Raw genomic sequence first — 20,895 nt, 5'->3', positions numbered from 1 at the left:
TTATATAAGTTTTTCAAATTCAAGATAGTAAATGGTAGATGTCATGATCCATCCAACCAGATTAACAATTATCACGATCAGCAGGATCCACTTGGGGCTTCGCGGCGAAAATGCCTTAAGGTTCATATATTGGAAGAATATGACCCATACTTGAAAAAGGGTGATGGTGCCAGCCAGGTGAATAAGCAAACGGCTATCTGTCAAATATTGCGCCATCACACCCAAGCTGAAAGGTGAGGACGCCCTATCAAGACCAAAGCTAATCTGAAGAACAAGCGTCAGGCCTTTTTCTATTATTAAAACAGCTAAAACAAAAAGCTGCATAACTAGCAATTTAACAAATTCTGTATCCATTAAGGTCCAATAAAAAATGGCTGGGATAAAGAATATTAGGAGCGCAAAAACAATTCCCCACAATATTTTTCCAATGCCTATGAATAGCTTCTTCGTTTCCAATTCTTCATTGGATACATTTGAAATTTCATTAGATACAATATCCATGCCATATCCTGTATAAGCTGCCGCCAGATAAATAATGGCCCCAGCAGCCAAGAGCAGCAGGAATCTTATATAAAGCCCGGTAATTTTCTCTGCTTTTGCCAATTGATAAAGATAGGTATTTGGATAGAGGATTCCTTTTATAAGCTGAACATGGTATGACATTGCTGTTCCTCCGTAAATGAACTTTCTTTTATTATATAAAAGATTGTAATAATTGCCAGTAAAGACTCGAAATTTCTAGAAATTAGTCAATTGCTCACAAGCAAAAGAAAAAGTGCCGCACAAGGCACTTTTAAAATAGATATAGAATATTTTTCATGCTCCTCTTATTAAACTATTTTTGCTGCATCAGGTGTATATATATTAATCTTTCTTTGCCCTCAGGTCCGTTGAAAACAAAGTATATTAAATTGCTCCCCGTTTTATAGACGAGATTCCATGTTCCGTCTTTTTCGGAATATTCTTCTCTATAGATAGACTCGCTTCCCAGCCTATTTTTTACATACAGGGGTGATATATCGGTTACAGAGTCAACTAAATACTTTGAAGATAATATCTCTTTTCCGTCCGGCAATACAGTAAAATAAACATATTTCTTTCCGTACTGATAATATCTTGAGCCTTCAAACAGACCTTCATCATATGGCTCGCCCAACTTGCTCTTTACATCGTCAATCGTATTCCTGTTAATAATAAAATCCTGCCCTTTCAGCTTTCCGTTCGCCGCATCTGCAAGAAGGTCTGATTTTATCATGACCAGATCAGCCATTTGCCGTTTCTTTAGAGCCGAAGGAGTTTTGTAAAAGACATCAGATGAGTTCTTTACATAAACACCTGCACCTACGCCATAAAAATAGACGCCATTGATCTTTTCATAGGAATATACCCTATATGTATTTCCTTTTTTGAAAGTGCCGGACGGCTTAAAACTTCCGTTGCTTTCTTTAATCAGCCTGCTTGTATCTTTCAGAATGGTCACCTTGCCAATTTGACCTTCTACTAATCTCGCATCATCCCAAATCACTGATGGTCTTGTATCCTTAGAGGCTGCTGAGGCTGTCTCAGAATCCCCCATAATACCAAAAAAACCAGCAGCTATAATCATTCCTGAAATCAATATCTTTTTCATTACCCCACTCCTTTATTACTTATATTTCAATAATATTACAAAAATATTACAAACGAAACCCTTATTTTGTAAAACAGGTATATACTACTATAAAAAAGAAAACTGCCTATTTGGCAGCTTCCTTATCATTTATTTTCCATTCAATTCTTCAAGCTTCTTTTTAGATGGAGTTTCGTACTTCACATACCCCTTCATGTTCGTGATGTAATGTCCAGATCCCACCCCATACTGGCCAAAGTAATTAGAGTCATAGTTGTAGACGCGGTAAACCTCGCCAGGCTTTAACACACGTACAAACTGAAGCTTGTTTTCAGCTGTGCGTTTCCAAAGGTTAATAGGTTTTTGAACCATAATGCGTCCAATTTGGCCTTTGTTCATCAATACGCCATCCCAATAAACTTTAGGTGCCGACTTATTGCCGCCTTCTTCAGGTTCCTCAGCAGCTTTTGCTGTAATGCGCCCTTCAATTTTTGTATTTACAGTGCCGATTTTTTGAATATAGGCGATTAGCGCTTCATCCAGTGCAGGGAATTCATTAACAATCGCACTGTCTTTGAATGATGTATACTCATCACCGCCGCTTGCCATGAAATCATTCGTTGCAACGAGATATTCTTTGTTCATGTCTACCGGCACACCTTTGATCTTCATATCCTGTACACGATTTCCAGCTGCTTTAGATGCATCAATGACAAATGTCAAACCGGAAACATGCGGGAATGCTCCTTTTGCATCAGGGTATGCATTCACACCATTTTCAATTCCTGCTTTAATTTGGGCACCTGTCAGCTTTTTAGTGACAATATAGTTTCCAAAAGGGAGGACTGTGATAACATCACCTTTTGTAATTTCACCTTCACCGATTGACGCACGAATTCCGCCGCCATTGGTAATGGCCATATCAGCACCCGTCATGTCCACCATGGCATCGGTAATTAGGTTTCCGAGATTTGTTTCACCGGCACGTACCTGCTCACGTTCCCCATCAAGTTTTACAGCTGTTTCGCCAATGACTTCCGACAGAATCTCTTCTTGAGCTGTTTGAATTTCATCAATTACTTCTTTAACAGCCGGATCTTCCTCAATAGCAGCAGCCTGCTCTTTTGTAATTAAGCCAGCCGTTTTGCTCTTAAGTTCATTATTCTCAAATGTTAGTTCCACAACGCCAAGATTTTTCGTATATTCACCAGCACTTACAATTAGTGTATCATTTTCACCCTTTAAGCCTTCTACCAGGGTAGAGTGGCTATGCCCATCAACAATCAGATCAATTCCAGGGGCACCCTTTGCCACTTTAATAGACGTATCAGTACTTGACTCATCAATCCCCAAATGTGTTACCGCAATAATCATATCAACGTTTTGAGCTTTCAGTTCTGCTACCATTGCCTGCGCTTCTTTTACCGGATCAGTAAAAGATAAGCCTTCAACATTTTTAGGATGTGTTTTATAATGGGTCTCCGGTGTTGATAGCCCAAAGATCCCCAGTTTCAATCCGTCTACTTCTTTAATTTCATAAGGCTTCAGAAGCAGATTGTCATCCTGTTTGCGAACATTCGCGCTTAAAAGCGGAAACAGCATTTTATCTTTCAGTTCCATTAATCTTTCATAACCATAGTTAAAATCATGGTTTCCGGCAGCCATTCCATCATAGCCTACCTTATTCATTACATTGACAATACTTTCGCCTTTGCTTAGTGTGGCAAAAGTGGTTCCGTGCAGTGTATCACCCGCGTCTAAAAGCAATGTATTTGGATTTTTACTTTCATATTGCTTTACTAGAGTTGACAGTTTCGCAAATCCCATCCCATCATATTCTCCTTCAATCGCGCGGCCATGAGAATCATTCGTATGAAGAATGGTAATTTTTTTAGTATTGGCGTCCGTATTTCCTTCTGCCTTCACAGCAAATGTACCGCTGAATCCTGATGAAATAACCATGGCGGATACCAGGGCAATACAGCCTTTTTTCAAAAATCTCATTATAAACCTCCTATAATTAAAGTTTATTATTACAGAAATATTATATATTAAAACTATTAAGATTTGTTTGATAGTTTGTAAAAAAACCGTATAAAAGTCCTATTTCAATGGATTCGACAAACCCGCCACGAATGGTGTCAGATTATTTTTATTAATTTTCTGTAAATTAAGTGTTAAGATTTTGTAAAAGGCTTTTGAGGTGGGGGAAAATGAAGTTAATAAAGAAGCACTATCCGGCTCTCCTGTCTTTAGCTTTGCTGGCAGGTTTTTTCAGCTTTTGCTGGGCGTTTAAAACCTTTTACTTTATCTATGAATTAGAGCTTAACCCGCATAAAAAACTGATATTATTATCTTCTTGCGGGCTGGGATCAGTACTGGCAGGGTTGTTTTTTTTCAGTAAAAAGAGAATCCAGACAGCTCTGGCCTTAATTGTTTACCTGCTTCTCTCGTTCCTTTTATATGCAGATGTACTTTATGAACGTTATTACGATGCCATTTTACATATCCAGCTATTGCAGCAGGCCAATCAGCTGGGGGAAGTAAAGGACTCGATAGCCTCACTTGTTTACGTTAGTGATATCTGGTACTGGATAGACATCCCTGCCGCTATATTGTTCCTTTATATTTTTTCCAGGATGGCCAGGAACGGCAGGCATCCATTCATCGGATCAGCTATGTTTGCCGCAGGCTCTGCTTTTATTTTATTCGCTGCCTTTTATCCGCTGAAAGATACTTTTTCTGATCAATATAAGGTTTCCCTTATAGGTATCCTGCCAGCCCATATCTATGATCTTTCAAGAACCTACTATAATCAGGCTGCAGCCAAAGAAGTAACCGCTGAGGAAAAGACTGAATTGGAGATTCTGGAGGATTATTTCAAAGAAAAACAGGAGCTCTTAAAAGCATCCCCCTACTACGGAATGTTTGAAGGAAAAAATATTATTATGGTGCAGGCTGAATCACTGAATGATTTTCCAATTGGCTTAAAAGTAAATGGCGAGGAAATAACCCCGCATCTGAATGAGCTAATCAGCGTCAGCCATTATTATCCGAATATTTACCTTCAAATTGGCAGAGGCAATACATCAGATGCTGAGTTTGTTGCAAATAATTCTTTATTTCCAATTGCAGATATGGGGGTTTATAAAACCTTTCCAAAAAATAATTTCATCTCGCTTCCTCAAGTGCTAAAGAAGGAAGGATACACAGCGAATGCTGCCCATGGAAATTCACCTGAATTCTGGAACCGCCGAATGGCATATCCTAACCAGGGTTTCGATAACTTTTACAGCACTGAACATATAAAGATTGAAGAAGATGAAGTTATCGGAATGGGCGTTTCGGACCGAAGCATGTTTTATCAAATGATTGATATTTATAAGGAAGAGGAAAAACCATTTTACAGCTTTATAGTCAGCCTGACCAATCATCGGCCTTTCGAAATGCCGGATAAATATCAATCTCTGAATCTCCCTGCAGAATTTACAGATACATTAACCGGCAACTATCTGCAGGCTACTCATTATTTTGATAGGTCTATCGGTTACCTTATTGAAAAATTAAAAGAAGAAAAAATGTGGGATGATACAATCTTTGTAGTTTACGGAGATCATTACGGGCCTATACCAAAGGATAAGGATGAGATTCAGCAGCTGCTTGGCGTAAGCTTCGATCAGAAAGAGCAATTCAATGTCCCGCTGATTATTCACCATCCAGGACAGACCACAGCTGTTAAAAATGAGGTTATAGGGAGCCAAATGGACATCTTTCCTACTCTTGCATCCCTGGTTGGCATCGAACAGCCGCTTGCACATTTGGGGTCATCGCTCGATATCCAAAAAGAAGGCTTTGCCGGTTTTGCCTATGAAACGACGCCATACTCCTACTATTCGGGAGAATATGATTACGCTGCTTCACATAATGGGGTATTTCAGGATGGTATTTGCACAGACAACAAAACCGGAGAAAAAGTGTCAGTTAATGCCTGTAAAAAAACGTATGAACAGCTTGCAAAGGACATTCAACTGTCTGAATTTCTGCTGGAGAATAATTTAATTGGGGAATTGTTTAAGTAATTCGATGGATTCCAGCAAAATCTGTGCATGATAGCGCAGATTTTGTTGGAATTTTTGTTGTTTTAATCTATTAAAATGGCGGTATATACGTAATAACTAAAAATTGGGATTTGAAAATTTTTAAAAAGGAGTTGTTTTTCGATGAAAATTAAAGCAGGCAGTTGGAGTATATTAACCCCTCAGGACAAATTGTTTATCTTAGAGGCAGTAAGCAGCCGCTCGAAAAATCGAAAGCAGGAAGAACAGGCTCCATCTCAAGAATCGTACATCCAATTATCATTTGATATATAAAGATTCCTGCTGTAAATTTTTTTAGTATTTCCCTATCTTTGGATGCTTTATTAACAGAAAGCTACTTTATCATTAAAGTATGATAACATTGAGGACGCGCCCTTTTTTTTCATATACGATGTAGTGGTGAAATTCCTTACTACTGCAAGGATGTGAAGACATGGGCAAATCAAAAGCACATATTCAAGAGATCCACTATTTGCGGGCTATTGCATGCATATGGGTATTATTAGTTCACGTTTCAGCCTCCTTTTATTTTGAGAACGGCGAAACATACAATGAATTCACTCTTTTTATCAATCAAATTAGCCGATTCGGTACACCTATTTTTGCTCTGATCAGCGGATTTCTTCTCTTCTACCAAACCCGTACACGAGGCTTTAAGTTAAAGAAATTTGCTGTGAGCCGTTTTACGAAGATTGGTGTACCTTTTATATTTTGGAGCATTTTCTATCTCCTGTTTATGTATATAGTTCAAGGAACAAATCCTTTGGAATCAGGGAAAAGACTGTTCCTGATCAACTTTGCATTCGGCAACGCCTTTTACCATTTATACTTTATGTCAATTGTTTTTCAGTTTTACCTGCTGTTTCCGCTCCTTCAGCTATTCCGCTCAAAAAAGAGCTGGATTTTCTTATTAGCAGGTTCAATCTTAATCAATCTATATTCCTTAAAGATGTATAACCCGGGACAGTTTGAAGGGATCTGGCAAATCATTCTCAGCCAGCGTGCCTTTCTGCCAGCCTGGATATTCTTCTTTATTTTTGGGGGATTTTTAGCTTATTATTGGGAGCCGCTCAGCCAGTTTTCAAAAAGAAACAAGAAACTATTAGGTGCTGGTGTCGTAATTATTACCGTTCTGGCTGTTGTGGAATATAAAATCATCGGGTCCATTCCATCCAACCGGGCAACCAATATGATTAATATCCCAATTATCACTCTGTTTATGATGGGAATTGGGGAAGATATAAAGAAAATTAGCTGGTTGGAAATATGCCTTTCGAAAATTGGAAGCCTCTCGATGGCAATCTATCTTGTCCATCCATTTGTACTCTTAACCTTCCAATCACTCGCACCAAAGAGTATTTGGAGTACAATTAATTTCCCGTTTGTTTTTGCAGTGATTCTATTAGGAACTATCGGGGTGATTAAAGTAATACAGCTTCTGCCTTATAATCAGTATTTGCTAACAGTGCCTAAGGCCAAGGACAGAAAAACTGAGAAGGTAAAGCATCTAAAGAAGCTGGAGGCGAAATCGAATACAGCGTGATATATCAAAAGCCCTAATTCAGAATTTGAATTAGGGCTTTTTCTTATCTAAAAATCTTATATGGCACTTTTACTTCCGGCATTCCAGCTGCATACGGTGCAACTTCATATTCATAGAACTTTATAGCAATGCCATTGCTTGTAAAATAAAAAGGTCTATCATTGTCAAGCGTTATATCATTAATGTCCTCAGCAAAGAACATTTCTCCCCGTGCTGCCCGATTTTTTATGTCAATGACTGCATACTTTTTAATTTTGTTTCTGGCGGTGCTGGTTTTGGCCACATCGAACATCTGCAGCTCAATACCCTTAAACAGGTCAAAATTATAAGATGTTACTATTGACATCCCGTGTGCACCGCCTGTGTACATATAATCATAAATCAATATACTTAAAAGATTGTTCTCATTATATTTGATTTCATAGGAAACATTATATTCATAGTTGTACATCCACTCTTCATCTTCCGGTACGTGATAACCATGGTCATAATAGTAATCCCAGCGGTGCTCTTCCTCTTCATCCTCAAGATCTTGGGCATTTGCGTAGGATTCTTCAAAATGGGTTTTAATAATGGCATTGATGCGGTCTTTAGCACCATTGTCAACCAAGCTTGTAATCTGTGGATAAGCAAAGTCACCAGCATACTTTTTGGTAAAGTTCACTCCCAGTGCCTGAACTTTTATTTTGGATGGTGTTTCATATTTCACTTTGCTATCGCGGTCTATGTAATAGCCTCCGCCTAATCCAAGCTTGCCTGGAAGGAATGTATAGATTCTATATTTTTCCCCTGCCTTCAGTGTTCTGGAGGGTGTCTTTTTAGATCCATTCCACTTGTATAATTCAGTGTTCTTTAATACTGTCAATCTTCCAATCTGGCCTTTTTTCAGCTCTGCTCCATCCCACATCACCTTGGCACTGGCGCCACTTGGCATAGAAACAAAAAGAAGGAAGAAGGAGGCCAATACCATAACAGCTATTTTTGCCTTTTTCATCGGATACCTCCAGAAATTAGAAATAAATTCATTTTAAGGATATCACAGGACAAGTATAAAGCACTATACGAATATTCATTGAATATCTAAATCATTATATTTATCCTGCAAAGCCTTTTTTAAAACAGAATCAGAAACCTGTGACAGTTTTGACTCAAAATAAACTATTCCTTTCTCAGCACCTGCTTGATTCTGAGCAGAAAGATCACTTTTGATCTGAGCAAGAACCCTATTTAGTGTGACAGCCATCCTGGTATCCTCAAGTATTTTTTCCGCAGGGTCTTTATACTGCACAAGAACAGCTTCTCGTGTAGTTTTTCCATGCACTTTATATAAATATTGAGCCTGCCTTTTTATGAGTGATGATAATGAATGATAAGAGGCTTCCATCTTATCCAGGTTCCCCGCGTTCTTGTAAGATTCCAATTCCTGCTGCTTTACGGTAAGTTTTTCTCCGGCCGAAATTCCGTCTATGAAGTTCATAGCACGCTCTCTGGTCATTTCAATATTATTAAGCTTTGGCGAATAGGCTTTTTTATGCATATCAGATACGGCAGCAAAAGCTTTCTTTGCCTGATTTAAGCTATTTCCCGTTTGATTATATGCAGCATACGGTTTAACTGTTACTTTCCCTTCATAATCAACAAATATCTGTCTATGGAGTGCTGAACTTGCTCTCTCCGCATCAGAAAGATGCTTCAAAAAAAGATTGATAGATGAATTAATATGATATACGTGTACTCTGCCAGCCAAAGAAGATATAAATTTAACATCCTGTTCCACTGGAATTCCCGTGGTCATGATCACCAGGATATATGGCTGATCATCCATAATAATAGCAGCATCATTATAGATTAAATCCTTTGGAATATAGCCTACCTTATGGGCGACTTTGTTTGAAGCCAGGCCAGGTGCGATTGTTTCTTTATATGCTGTATTAGCAAGCAGATTCAATAGTTCATTTCCATACTTAGGGTTTTTTTCAGCAAAATTCCACACCTTTTTTAGGTATACCGATAAATCGTTTGCAGATGTGACATTCATACCGGAAGGATAAACGGTTTTCCCACCCAGTGACTTTGCATAATTAATGAAATTGCTCTTTCCAACCTTTTCACGCAGCATAATGAAAGCAATATTGTCTGAATACACGATACACTTTTTCAGCAAATCACGAATCGTATAAGAAGTACCGACCCGATCATTTTGGATAACACCGCTGCCTCCGTAATAGTGATGAGAGCGGTAAGTAAGCTTTTCATTTAAGTTAATTTTACCTTTGGAAGCCAAATCATATACAAACAGCGCTAAAGGCAGCTTTATCGTACTCGCCGCAGGTCTTATTTTTGAAGAATTATAGGAATACTTTTCCCCTGTACTTAAGTTCTCATAATAGATAGAGATATTGGGATAAGCTTTGATTGACGGCTTTACATACGAATCAATCCCATTTGTGCCTGCAGCTTTAGCTTCAAATGTCACCATACTTTGAAAAAACAGCATCAATGCAAGTAAATAACAAGCTATCTTTTTCATTTTCTCTCTCCGCTCTTTATTTTTTTAGTTCTATTAAACTATAAACTGGTAATATTTACTATATAAATCCAAAAAAATACTGCCTTTTCAGCTGCTGGCCTATTTGCAAGAAATCGAATCTATTTGCAAAGCTGCTTATTCTATTTGCAGAATCACCTATGCTAGCTGCAAAACCACCATATAGCCTTAAAAACCGCCGATGAAAAACATCGACGGTCCCCTGCTACAATTTAAATCTCCCAACCAGCCTATTAAGCTCTTCTGCCATTTGCGAAAGTTCCTCAGAACTTCGGGATACTTCCTCCATACTGCTGCTTGTCTGCTGGGATGAAGCAGATGTTTGTTCAATCCCGGCAGCTGCTTCTTCTGAAACAGAAGCAATTTCCTCAATGGCTCCACCCATTTGCCGGCTTTTTCCGGCCATGGTTTCCATTTTTTCTGTGATTGATTGAATGCTGCCCGCCATTTCATGTATTGCAGTGCTGATTTCAGTAAATGTTTCGCCGGTTGTTTTAATTTGGCTTGTGCCTTTCTCAACTTCCAGATAACCGCCCTGCAATGAATCTGCGACACTGGCGGATTCAGTCTGTATGCTTGAAACAATGCCAGTTATATCTTCTACTGATACAGTTACTTCTTCCGCAAGCTTCCTTACTTCATCTGCAACAACCGCAAATCCGCGGCCCTGTTCGCCTGCACGCGCTGCTTCAATTGCTGCGTTCAGCGCCAATAGATTGGTCTGGTCCGCAATATCCTTAATGACTGATACAAGTTTTGAAATTTCCTGTGATTGCGCATCCAGGCCTTTCATTTTCTCCACACCATCTTGGACAATCCGGTCAATAATACCCATTTGCTGAATCGAAGCTGACATTAGCTGACTGCCTTTTTCGGTCATACCTATGACCTTCCTTGAAGATTCAAACACAGCTTCTCCACTTGAACTGACTTCCTGCATATTATCTGAAAATGTCTCCATAAAAGATGAGAGATTAGAAGCATGTGTCGCCTGTGCTTCGGAGCCGGATGCGAGCTCCTGCATGGTAGAGGCAACCTGCTGGGAGCCTGCTTTCACTTCCTCAGCTGACTGTGACAGTTCTTCGCTCTGGCTGCTCACTGTCTGCGATACTTCGAAAACCTGATGAATCGTCATTCGCAGATTATGGCTCATGGCATTTACAGCCTCTGCCAGACGCCCAATTTCATCTTTTCCCTTGTATGGGATCTCCGGAACGTCCAATTCTCCATTTGCGATGCGATTTGTTATACTCACAACTTCATTCATGCTGCGGGATACCATTCGGCTGATTAAGAATGTGATCAATGCCCCGAGTATAACCGCGGCAAGCATAGAAATAATAAGAGTATTAAAAGTGCGGAATTGGCTTTCCTTTGTGCCTTTTACCGCCTGTGCCCGCTCCTCATTCACAATAACCAGCAGCTCGTCTAACAATTTGACGGTTTCAAGCTGGATTTCGCTCGCCTCGCCTGCAAACAGCTCGCTCGCTTCTTTATCTCCTTTATCCATTGCAGGAACAAGTTTTCTAAAAAAGATATCATTTAACTTTTGATCTTGAGCCACGATTTTATCAAATATGACCAGCTTCTCTTCCGTATCCATATTTTCCCTTATCTGAGCTTCCAGTTCATTAAATTGTTCTCTTCGATCCTGAAATTCATCCATGAACTTTGTCTCTGGCTTGTATAAGTATTCAAATACCCTGATGGCTTTCGCCCGGGTAAGCGACCCCATTTCTGTAATCTGAACAGCCCGGTCTCCACGCTTCTCCAATGCACTTACATTATCGCCAATATCCCTAACCAAACCTAAAACGATTGCTGCTGCAATACCGAATAGGATAAAAACAATCAGAAGTGCGCCTCCGTACTTCCACCCGATCTTAATGTTTCTCAGTTTGTTCATCATGCTGGCTCTCCTTTTTATTTGTTTAACACTTTACACAGATTGTTTATCGGCAAAAAATCAAATTTATCTAGGTATTTTTTCTTATTAATATAATGATTTCAAATCATGAATCAATTAAAAAACCTAGCTGGTTAGCCAGCTAGGTAATAAGCATAATTTATATTAGAATTAATAAACGTATAGTCTTCATGTGTGATTCTCTATTTATTTTGGACTTAAAAAACTGATAAAGAAAGGAAAGGATAAGAAAAGCTGATTATTCCACCTTTTTTCAATTTAATCCAATCCTGCCGATTCACCTATATTTCCCAAACCCAAGTGTGGATTGTCTTGTTACAAGACGAATATCCAGCGAGGTTTCATCAAGGAGCGTTTTATCGTTCTCTAATCCCTCAATTTTACGAATAAGTTTGTTAGTGGATACGACCCCGATGTCATAAATCGGCTGTTCTACTGTACTAATTTCCGGTTCTACCATTTCGGTTAGCTTGATTCCGTCAAAGCCGATTATAGCGACTTCCTTTGGAACCTGGTAGCCCATTAGCTTAAGAGCTTTGAGACAGCCGATCGCCATTAAATCATTGCCCAAGAATATCCCATCGACATCCTTATGCTGGTTCATAAGGATTTGAGTTAGCATCTTGCCGCTTTCTAATGTAAAGTCTCCCTCGTAAACGATAACCGCATCCTCTGGCGATGCCATTCCATCCCTCACGGCCCTATCAGTGACAGTCTCCACATATCCCCGTTTCCGTTCAGACGATGGAGGGAACGACTTCGGCCCGCTGATATGGGCAATCTTCTTGCAGCCTACCTCAATTAAGTGATCAACAGCCAGCTTGGCACCTTTATAGTTATCTAATCCTATCGAGTCAAAGGTGTTATTCTCAGCTGCCCGGTCAATTCTTACAAAAGGTATTTTTAATTTTTCAATAGCCTTTATGACCTTCTCGCTCATTTCAAACGATGCCAGAATAAAACCATCGACATATCGGTTTTGAAGCTGCGTCCAAAAATGATTATCGTCCATATCCCCGACTTGTGTATTTACTAAGATGATGCTATATCCCTTTGATTTCGCCACTTCTTCAATTGCCACGACAAGCTCCGGAAAAAAGGGGTTTGTAATATCAGGGATAATCAGGGCAATCGTCCGGGTTTTCTTTTTCGCTAATCCTCTCGCGATTTCATTTGGATGATAATTTAGACGCTCCATCACTTCTCGTATCTTTAGCTCCGATTTTTGACTGATATATCCATTATTGTTTAAATACCTAGACACTGTCGCTACGGATACGCCTGCCTCCTTTGCAACATCTCGAATGGTTATTTGTTTCTCTCTCACGAAAATTCTCCTTTGAAAGGATTTTTCTGTTTTTAAACTATTTGTTCGTTTCTTTCACATGGAAACGCTGGACCTTTGTTTCCCCTTTTTCAAGCAGGCCTAAGCCAATCATTCCATATTCATTTTCCAAACCATCGAAATCCAGGACTGGCTCGCCATTGATTTCTAACTGAACAGCTGCTCCCTTGCTGACAGCTTTAAAATTATATATAGCTTCATGATTCCATTCATATGAAACTGTCTTTAAACGCTTAAAGCCAAAGTTATTTTCAATTAATGAAACCTGATTGCTGCCATCAAATCCTGCCCAATAATAACGTTCTGTTCCAATTGCTCTAAGAATTACCCCGTGGCTTTTACCGGAAACAGGCTGAAGGCTTATTTCCAGTTCAAGGTCACGGCCATAATAGTTCCCTGTAAAGGAAGAAGCATCTTCCTCACCTGCAGCAGCCTTCATAAAACCATTTTCCAGTGTCCATTCACCACGGTGGTGAGCAAAAGGTGTTACACATTTGAATTCCAAGGCTTGTTTGGTAAAATCGATGGAGTAATCTGCATTCCCAAAGATTCGAAACTCGCCGATGTAAAACTTTCCAAATGAACGGTTATCTGCAGGTGATGGACTCTCGACAATAAAGCCAACCTCGTCAATCAATGCACCATCAGTTTCTGGTAGGAAAAATTCAATATCAAGCCACTGCTGATGGCTTAATGTGACGGAGCCCAGCTTCAAGTCTTCCTTTGTAAAACTATTGCGGGCGTAAGGAGTCAAATAAACATCCGCCCCTCCCTGCCACTTATCCATAAACACCTTTGCAGAAACCTTTTGTCCGCTGTATGCAGTAGGTGCAAAAGTCGGCTTATATTTTTCATCGTTGAACTCTTCACGGCGATAAAATGGCTTGTAAAAAACTTTACTTGAATCGCCTTCTATAAATCTGTCAAAAAGAACGGACAATGAACCTCGGGCTTCCTCAATCCCTACATCACTACATGGACGCAATAGTGTCTTAAAGCCATTATTCGTCTTAAAACCATGAGTTGATCCCGGCAAGGTAAAATCCAAGTAAACTTCACCATTTCGAACGCTTTCCATTAATCGCTGAGGAGCTTCCAGCCCATTCACTTGATAGCCAAGAACGGCAAGCTCCTTACAGAAGGTCGGGATATCCAGCACATTCAAGTAGCCCGACACGCTGGATGTCGCGATCATATCGTTGATTGGCATACGGTAATGACCTGGAATTCCATCAAGCCCGGCGAAAACTCCTGCGATGGTTCCGACATTTCCTGCATTACAATCCGTATCCCAGCTGCACATGGTAGCAATTTCAACTGTTCGAGCCAAATCTCCCTTTCCATACATGAGGGCCAGGGCACATACCCCGGCATTCGGGATGATATGGCATACTCCAGTATACTTATCATAACCCCACTCTTCTTCTAAATACTGACGGCACTTTCGGAAATCCTCTTCCTCAGGGTGCTTCTGATAAAAATCAATCACAGCTTTCACGACAGCATAATACGTGGAATCTTTTGGAATCACGGACAATCCTGCTTCGATAATATCATCAATATTTTTAGCTGAAAAGGCTTTGGAAATACACGCTGCCATAAAACGAGCCCCATATAGCCCATTTTTATCATGAGACACACTTGCCGCTATCTCTGCATAATCGGCTGCCTTTTGAATATTATTTGGGAACAGCAATCCCCATGTATCGATAAAAATCTGCCCGCCAATCTGCTCAGCCATAATGACGCCATTGACTTCAGCCGAACCAGACTGTGGTGCAGGGATGCCTTTTTTCAAATTCAGATACGCGGTATGCTCTGTGCTGATCTGATCTCCACCCCACCAAAACATGCCGATTCCTTCACGCGAATAGTTTAACCACGCTCTTGCAACATCCTGGGGTGCCAGCTCCCGCCCGCGTGCGTCATCCATTAATGCCCGGATAAAATAAACCGGACCATTTGCATCATCATCTGCAGAAAAGGTTTTATAATCCTTCACATATCCCCTTATATCACCATGAATTTCCTGTATTTTTTTATATGACCATTCATTTGGCTCCAGTGGTGCACCGAGCCGGATTCCAACATTCATTCCTAAGAAACCGGCATACACCCTTTCTAAATAGTTTTCAGGCAACAATTTACTCAACTCCTGGTCCCCAAAGTCTTTTAAAGAATGTTTTTTCTATTTTCATTAAGCTGCAGATCTTGTTCAATAATCAGCCTGGCAGTTTCTGAAAAATGGTCAGCTGCCTGGATTAAATTCATTTTGTTCGTTTCCTGTAAAAGCTCAACGTCCTCAGAACGAATAACACTGTCTCCGTACATGGCACCTAAAATAACACCGGCCATTACCCCGATGGAATCTGTATCACGGCCAGAGTTGATGCCATCTAATATGGATCCGTAATAATCCCCATCGTTTAACACCATAAACGCCAGCGCCATCGGCAGCTCTTCAATAGAGAAAAGCCTGCTTGGCGTATAATGATTTGAAGGAACACCAACCTTCTCAATTTTACGGTGAACATCGTCTTTCATTGGCGAATACTTTTCAATCACACTTTGGAATGCAGCAATGACTGTATCCATGTCCGCCTTTTCAGGACGTAATTTCTTAGCAGCTTCGGTTAGATCACGAATCGCATTCTTTGTTCCATCCTTAGCAAAATAGAGGGCTGTTTCAACAATTTCATCAACTGTCACATTTTCTTCAAACGCTTTTGCCACACAAGCTGCCAGCACCCCTGCCGCTTCCAGGCCGTAGCTGCTTTGATGTCCCATTGCAAACAAAATTGCTTCATCATAGGCAGCCTTCGGATTTCCGGCATTGACAATTCCAACAGGTGCAATATACATCGCAGCCCCGCAGTTAATCATATTGCCAATTCCGCCTTCACGCGGCTCACAATTGGCTAATACATGGCGCATGAAAATATATTTTTCCGGATAGAATAGACGGTCAATAATGAGCGCCTCTTTGCCAAACTCAGGGATATACGTTTTTCTGAAAGCTATTTCCTTCACAAACTCGTTCCCCATGTCATAAGCATCTAAATGTCTTTTTTCTTTGTTATAGACATTGATGAGGGCAACAGTCATAAGGGTATCGTCTGTAACTGTACCGTTGCCTCTTCTCCTGCCTAAATTCATATCAGCAGGATAATCCTCCTTGTACCATTTGGTACGGAGTGTCTCGACCCTCTTATACATTTTTTTAATCTCTTCATAACTTAATTTTTCAACAGGTGCTCCCATTGCATCCCCCAATGCAGTGGATAAAACAACACCTCTAACTCGTTTTTTAAAAGTAACCATATGAAGAACTCCCTTTTTTCTACACACTTCGCTTTGTGTATTTTTTAATCTATTCCACATAGAGCGTAAAAATCAGTCTTTGACTCCACCCTCAAAAGCACCCTTCGCATAGTACTTTAGAATCAATGGATAAATCAGAAGTAAAGGTACAACCGAGATGATTATCGTTCCTGCTTGCAGGGAGGCAAAATCAAGGGTTGCTATTTGATCATAGGATAGGAAGTTTTGCGCTCCTAATAGAGATGTATTATCACGTTCTACTACAAATTGCCGAAGAACAAGCTGCAGAGGCCATTTGCCAGTGTCCGTTAAGTAGATTGTCGCCCGGAAGTATTCGTTCCAGTGATAAACTCCATAAAACAGACCCATTGTTGCCAAAGCTGGCTTGGATAAAGGCAGCATGATTTTTGTGAAGATACGAAAGTGCCCAGCCCCATCCATACGGGCTGCTTCCAAAATACTTTCAGGAACATCTTCAAAAAATCTCATCATGATAAACAAGTAAAAGATATTGATGGTCTTATACAGGATGAGGGACGCATACGTATCCAGCAATCCCAGGTTTTTCACCAGTAAGTATTCAGGAATTAATCCTGGTTCGAATACCATGATGACAATTAAGAAAATCATGACAAAATTTCGGCCCGGAAATTTCGTTCTTGCCAGCACATAGGCTGTCATTGATGTAAGCAATAGATTCACGGCTGTACCCACAATGGTTATTAATAAGGTATTGAAAATACTTTTTATAATTAGCGGGTTTGATAATAGAATTTTGTAGTTAATGAGTGAAAATCCTTCAGGTATTATTCCCAGGCCGCTTAGCTTATGGACCTTGAGAGGATCTGATAGCGACATTGCTAGTAAGTGAAGAAGCGGAACTAGCACTGTTAATGAAATTAAAAACAAAATGCTGTAAATAATAATGGTTGAAACACTCAATTTTTTTAATTTATTCATCTTCGTCCCACCTCCTACCAAACACCTTTACCGGTAAATCGTTTTGAGATAAAGTGTGTACTCAAAATTAAGATAACCCCAATTACACCTTTGAAAAGGCTCGCTGCCGTTGCATAAGCATATTGGCCGTTTAAGAGACCGATTCGATATACATAAGTGTCTAAAATGTCGATTACACTGATGACAGAAGTGTTCATCATATTAAAGACCTGGTCAAAACCTGCATTCATGAAGAATCCCAGATTTAGAATAAAGACTGTCATGATTGTTGAAGTTAAAGACGGCAGCGTGATGTATCTCATTTGCTGTATTTTAGATGCCCCGTCAATTTTGGCTGCTTCATAGAGAGAAGGACTTATTTTTAGAATGGCTGCCAAGTAAATAATGGAATCCCATCCCGCACTGCGCCATATTTCCTGGAACACCAATATCCAGCGGATATGGTCCTTACTTGTCATGAAATCAAGTGATGGCATATTGAAAAAGCTGCGAATCATGTTGACTCCGCCATCTTCCGGATTCAGCAATGCGATCCAGATTCCTGCAATAACGACCCATGATAAAAAGTGAGGAAGGTAAACAATTGACTGTACATATTTTCTAAACTTCCCGACTCTTACTTCATTGATCAATAATGATAAAATAATCGGAATTGGAAAAAAGAATACAATCTTCATCACACTAATAATTATGGTATTTTTTAACACATCCAGAAAGGCTGGGGAGCTAAATAGAACCTTAAAATGCTTCCATCCGACCCAAACATTATCACCAATAATCCGGTAATCCTGAAATGCCAGCTTCATTCCGATTAATGGAACGACGTGGAAGATCGAAAAATAAAGGAGGGCTGGAAAAAGCATAAGATAGAGGACCCAGCTTGATTTAATTTGCTTCAGTATGCCCTTTTTCATCTTTATACTCCTTTTCCTTTACAAATTGAGTCACATCATTTCGCTTGGGCATTCCCGTTTGAGCACCCTTTTTAGTGACCGATAAACCAGCGGCTATGTTGCCAAAACGTATGCTGTCTTCAAGACATTTCCCTTCTGCAATGGCCACAGCGAAAGCTCCTGAAAAGGTATCTCCAGCTCCAGTTGTATCAACCGGAATCACCTTAATGGAAGGAACTAATTTGATCTCTGTGCCATCAAAGAAACGAACCCCCTCTGTACCGCACGTAATAATTAATTTATTTGGATACTTTTCAAGCAGCTCTTCCATTGAATCATTCGTGTTAAACACTAATTTGTACTCGTGTTCATTCGGTGTGATATAGGTCACCTTGTTAATCAGCTCTTGACTGAGTGTTTGTGCCGGAGCCGGGTTGATAATAATCGTTTTTCCTTGTTCATAAAGGAGCGGAACCAGATACTCAATCATCTCTAACGGTGTCTCTAGCTGAAATACAATCACATCGTAGTTCAGAAGCTCTGCTGCAGTTTTTTTTACATAGTCAACGTTGGTATGTGTATTTGCTCCAGGTACCACAATGATGCGATTTTCACTTTGACAAAGCTCAATAAACGCTGCTCCTGTAGGCAATCCTTTTACAGATTGGAGATTTACAAGATTGATATTCTCCTTTTCCAGCTTTTTGATAATCAGATCACTATTCTCATCATCACCAACCGATCCGAATAAGGACACATCACCGCCAAGACGGGCAGCTGCCACAGCTTGATTGGCCCCCTTGCCGCCAATGGATAAAAAGAAATTCTCACCCAGGACGGTTTCTCCTAATTTAGGCAGTACCTCGCTTTCAATAAAATAATCCATATTGATACTTCCAACAACGGCTATTCTCTGCATGTTCATCATCCTAATCAATCAGTATATTCATTAACGGTGCATGCTGCTGTGCCCCATATACATCCCGGTCTCCAACTGTTCCAGAGGAGATATCTCTTAAAATCGTAATCTTAATTCCAAGTGCCTGGTCATAGAAAACGAGATGGTCAATCTGGTCTGCAGTGAGGTTATACAAATCACAAATGGTTTGGTTATTGATTTTCCCCGAATTCTTTACCCGCTCATAAACTTCCTTGGAATCAAATAAAATATCGAATGTCAGCTCAAATGGTCCTGCGTTTTTACTTCGTAATACTTTAGCTAGTTCAAATAAAGCGGCCATGTTTTCATCCCCTTACAAATACTCAATAACAAATGGATTTTCAGTGATTTCCATTAGGTGATAGAGAGAAAACTCATACACAGGTCCAAACTCTACATCACTTGGTGCAAATGGAAAGGCTAAATTTCCAGCTGTTGATTTCCGATTCTCATATCCGTAATGAAGAAATGTCGATCTTACACTCGAGCAAATACTGTTTGCAAGTTCCTGTGTTTTGGCAACCACTTCAAACATGACACCAATCTCATGTCCCTGGAATGGTGCGCATTCTTTTGAACCGAGCACTCCATTTTTTCCATAATTATAGAAGTTGATAGCATAATCCTCTTCCGGGATGTCCTCGTAATAATCCCTTACCTGCTCCATCACAAGCTCCTCAATTTCTTCGATATTCCCTACTAAAATCGGGTCACGGACACCTGCGATGACAAAGGTTCTATATGCAACCTTTCGTGCACCTTCCAGCTTGATGTAATAATGATCATTTTTTTGCAGTTTACTATTCTTAACCTCGACAACCCCGTCACTCACTTGGGTAAACTCACATTGACTAAGGTCAAGGATGATGCCCGGTCCATGTAAAAGGTATGGATGCTCTTTTTCGTAAAAAGTATGGGCACTCACACTAATCGGCGAACATTTACGCATTGGATTCAACGATTGAACGGTGAAGGAATCTTCCTTTAATGTTCCAACAATACAATCCTTTGTTGTACCTGGTTCAGCACATAGTGCCCCGCATTCTAATATTTTTCCCAGATGGTAAGCGAGACCAGGGTCTTTGCCGCAGTAAATTCCAACTGCCGCAAATGGCGATGGATCATATGCTCTGCCACAGACTATAATGTCTGCCCCGTTTTTGAGAGCTTCCAAAATGGGCTCATGTCCCATCTGAGCAACAATGTTGTTTGTTTCTTGAATGGCTTCATCTGTAAGAGCTGGAATGTTTGGCGTTAGAGGGTTAATTCTGCCCTCATGGTTAGCTTTTATGATTTCTTCCTGTGTAAAGTCGGCCCAAATCATGGCAATTTTAGCTGTTAAGCAGCGTTCATCCAGGATTTCTTTAATAATATCCAGCGTCCACTCCATATGCGGCTTGGCACCGGCTCCGCCAGCAGACCCAATCACAATGGGAATGTCCCGGGGAACACCATTTTTAATGATGATATCCAAATCCTTTTTGGTTGCCCGGCGGCTTACAATCGCAACACCCGCACCGAGCTTATGCGGACCTGCATCAGTCGACCCGGCATCCACTACAATTCCATGAACCTTTTGGTCATTCTCAAAGGCTCTGTTAAATGACTCTTCCGGAAATCCATATCCTAATATCCCGCACGGTGAAACAATACGTACATCACTGCTAGTCATATTAATAACCTCTTCTTTATTTGTCTGTTTTCTTATTGAT

Annotated in this window: 17 protein-coding genes; 3 read left to right on the top strand and 14 right to left on the bottom strand. The window is 40.2% G+C overall.

What is annotated here, in order from left to right; genetic code table 11:
* From JI665_RS13460 to JI665_RS13450, 3 genes are all read right to left on the bottom strand, one after another.
* Nucleotides 1-663, bottom strand: a complete 663-nt coding sequence (locus tag JI665_RS13460; protein ID WP_206840024.1) for a hypothetical protein — start codon at nt 661-663, stop codon at nt 1-3.
* A 172-nt stretch (nt 664-835) separates the two neighbouring features.
* Nucleotides 836-1,630, bottom strand: coding sequence for a DUF4309 domain-containing protein (locus tag JI665_RS13455; RefSeq protein ID WP_206840023.1), 795 nt, complete (start codon nt 1,628-1,630; stop codon nt 836-838).
* 129 nt (nt 1,631-1,759) lie between these two features.
* On the bottom strand, nt 1,760-3,613 hold the full coding sequence (locus JI665_RS13450) for a bifunctional metallophosphatase/5'-nucleotidase (RefSeq protein ID WP_206840022.1): 1,854 nt from the start codon (nt 3,611-3,613) through the stop codon (nt 1,760-1,762).
* 209 nt (nt 3,614-3,822) lie between these two features.
* On the opposite strand from JI665_RS13450, the gene JI665_RS13445 reads away from it, so the two are divergent.
* From JI665_RS13445 to JI665_RS13435, 3 genes are all read left to right on the top strand, one after another.
* A complete protein-coding gene (locus JI665_RS13445) occupies nt 3,823-5,688 on the top strand; it encodes an LTA synthase family protein (protein WP_206840021.1) in 1,866 nt (621 codons plus the stop codon).
* Nucleotides 5,689-5,829: 141 nt separating this feature from the next.
* Entirely contained in the window at nt 5,830-5,979 is a 150-nt protein-coding gene (locus JI665_RS13440) for a hypothetical protein (protein ID WP_206840020.1), read from the top strand.
* Nucleotides 5,980-6,139: 160 nt separating this feature from the next.
* The gene (locus tag JI665_RS13435; RefSeq protein ID WP_206840019.1) at nt 6,140-7,249 is read left to right on the top strand and encodes an acyltransferase; all 1,110 of its coding nucleotides are present in this window, start codon (nt 6,140-6,142) and stop codon (nt 7,247-7,249) included.
* Between the two features lie 43 nt (nt 7,250-7,292).
* On the opposite strand, the gene JI665_RS13430 is transcribed toward JI665_RS13435, so the two are convergent.
* The 11 genes from JI665_RS13430 to JI665_RS13380 form a co-directional block, all read right to left on the bottom strand.
* Complete coding sequence (locus JI665_RS13430; RefSeq protein ID WP_244671189.1) at nt 7,293-8,243, bottom strand: DUF3298 and DUF4163 domain-containing protein; 951 nt, start codon at nt 8,241-8,243, stop codon at nt 7,293-7,295.
* Nucleotides 8,244-8,318: 75 nt separating this feature from the next.
* Nucleotides 8,319-9,779, bottom strand: coding sequence for a serine hydrolase (locus JI665_RS13425; RefSeq protein WP_206840018.1), 1,461 nt, complete (start codon nt 9,777-9,779; stop codon nt 8,319-8,321).
* Nucleotides 9,780-10,002: 223 nt separating this feature from the next.
* Nucleotides 10,003-11,706 (bottom strand): methyl-accepting chemotaxis protein, encoded by a 1,704-nt coding sequence (locus JI665_RS13420; RefSeq protein WP_206840016.1) that lies wholly within the window; start codon nt 11,704-11,706, stop codon nt 10,003-10,005.
* Between the two features lie 295 nt (nt 11,707-12,001).
* Complete coding sequence (locus JI665_RS13415) at nt 12,002-13,051, bottom strand: LacI family DNA-binding transcriptional regulator (RefSeq protein ID WP_206840014.1); 1,050 nt, start codon at nt 13,049-13,051, stop codon at nt 12,002-12,004.
* A gap of 37 nt (nt 13,052-13,088) precedes the next feature.
* Nucleotides 13,089-15,212 carry an ADP-ribosylglycohydrolase family protein gene (locus JI665_RS13410; protein ID WP_206840422.1) on the bottom strand — a complete coding sequence of 708 codons (2,124 nt, stop codon included), beginning with the start codon at nt 15,210-15,212 and terminating at the stop codon, nt 13,089-13,091.
* 29 nt (nt 15,213-15,241) lie between these two features.
* Entirely contained in the window at nt 15,242-16,390 is a 1,149-nt protein-coding gene (locus JI665_RS13405) for an ADP-ribosylglycohydrolase family protein (protein WP_206840012.1), read from the bottom strand.
* A 72-nt stretch (nt 16,391-16,462) separates the two neighbouring features.
* Entirely contained in the window at nt 16,463-17,350 is an 888-nt protein-coding gene (locus JI665_RS13400) for a carbohydrate ABC transporter permease (protein WP_206840010.1), read from the bottom strand.
* Between the two features lie 14 nt (nt 17,351-17,364).
* Nucleotides 17,365-18,264: an ABC transporter permease gene (locus tag JI665_RS13395; RefSeq protein ID WP_206840008.1), complete on the bottom strand. Its 900-nt coding sequence runs from the start codon at nt 18,262-18,264 to the stop codon at nt 17,365-17,367.
* Nucleotides 18,236-19,162 carry a ribokinase gene (gene rbsK, locus JI665_RS13390; protein ID WP_206840006.1) on the bottom strand — a complete coding sequence of 309 codons (927 nt, stop codon included), beginning with the start codon at nt 19,160-19,162 and terminating at the stop codon, nt 18,236-18,238. Before rbsK ends, JI665_RS13395 begins: the two co-directional genes overlap by 29 nt.
* A 10-nt stretch (nt 19,163-19,172) precedes the next feature.
* Nucleotides 19,173-19,484, bottom strand: a complete 312-nt coding sequence (locus JI665_RS13385; protein WP_206840004.1) for a DUF4387 domain-containing protein — start codon at nt 19,482-19,484, stop codon at nt 19,173-19,175.
* Between the two features lie 12 nt (nt 19,485-19,496).
* The gene (locus JI665_RS13380; RefSeq protein WP_206840002.1) at nt 19,497-20,855 is read right to left on the bottom strand and encodes an acyclic terpene utilization AtuA family protein; all 1,359 of its coding nucleotides are present in this window, start codon (nt 20,853-20,855) and stop codon (nt 19,497-19,499) included.
* Nucleotides 20,856-20,895 lie beyond the last annotated feature (40 nt).

The sequence above is a fragment of the Bacillus sp. NTK034 genome, assembly GCF_017303275.1.
Lineage (GTDB): Bacteria > Bacillota > Bacilli > Bacillales > Cytobacillaceae > Cytobacillus.
The sequence above is the reverse complement of the archived record's forward strand: the minus strand, read 5'-3'. Positions and strand labels throughout refer to the sequence as shown.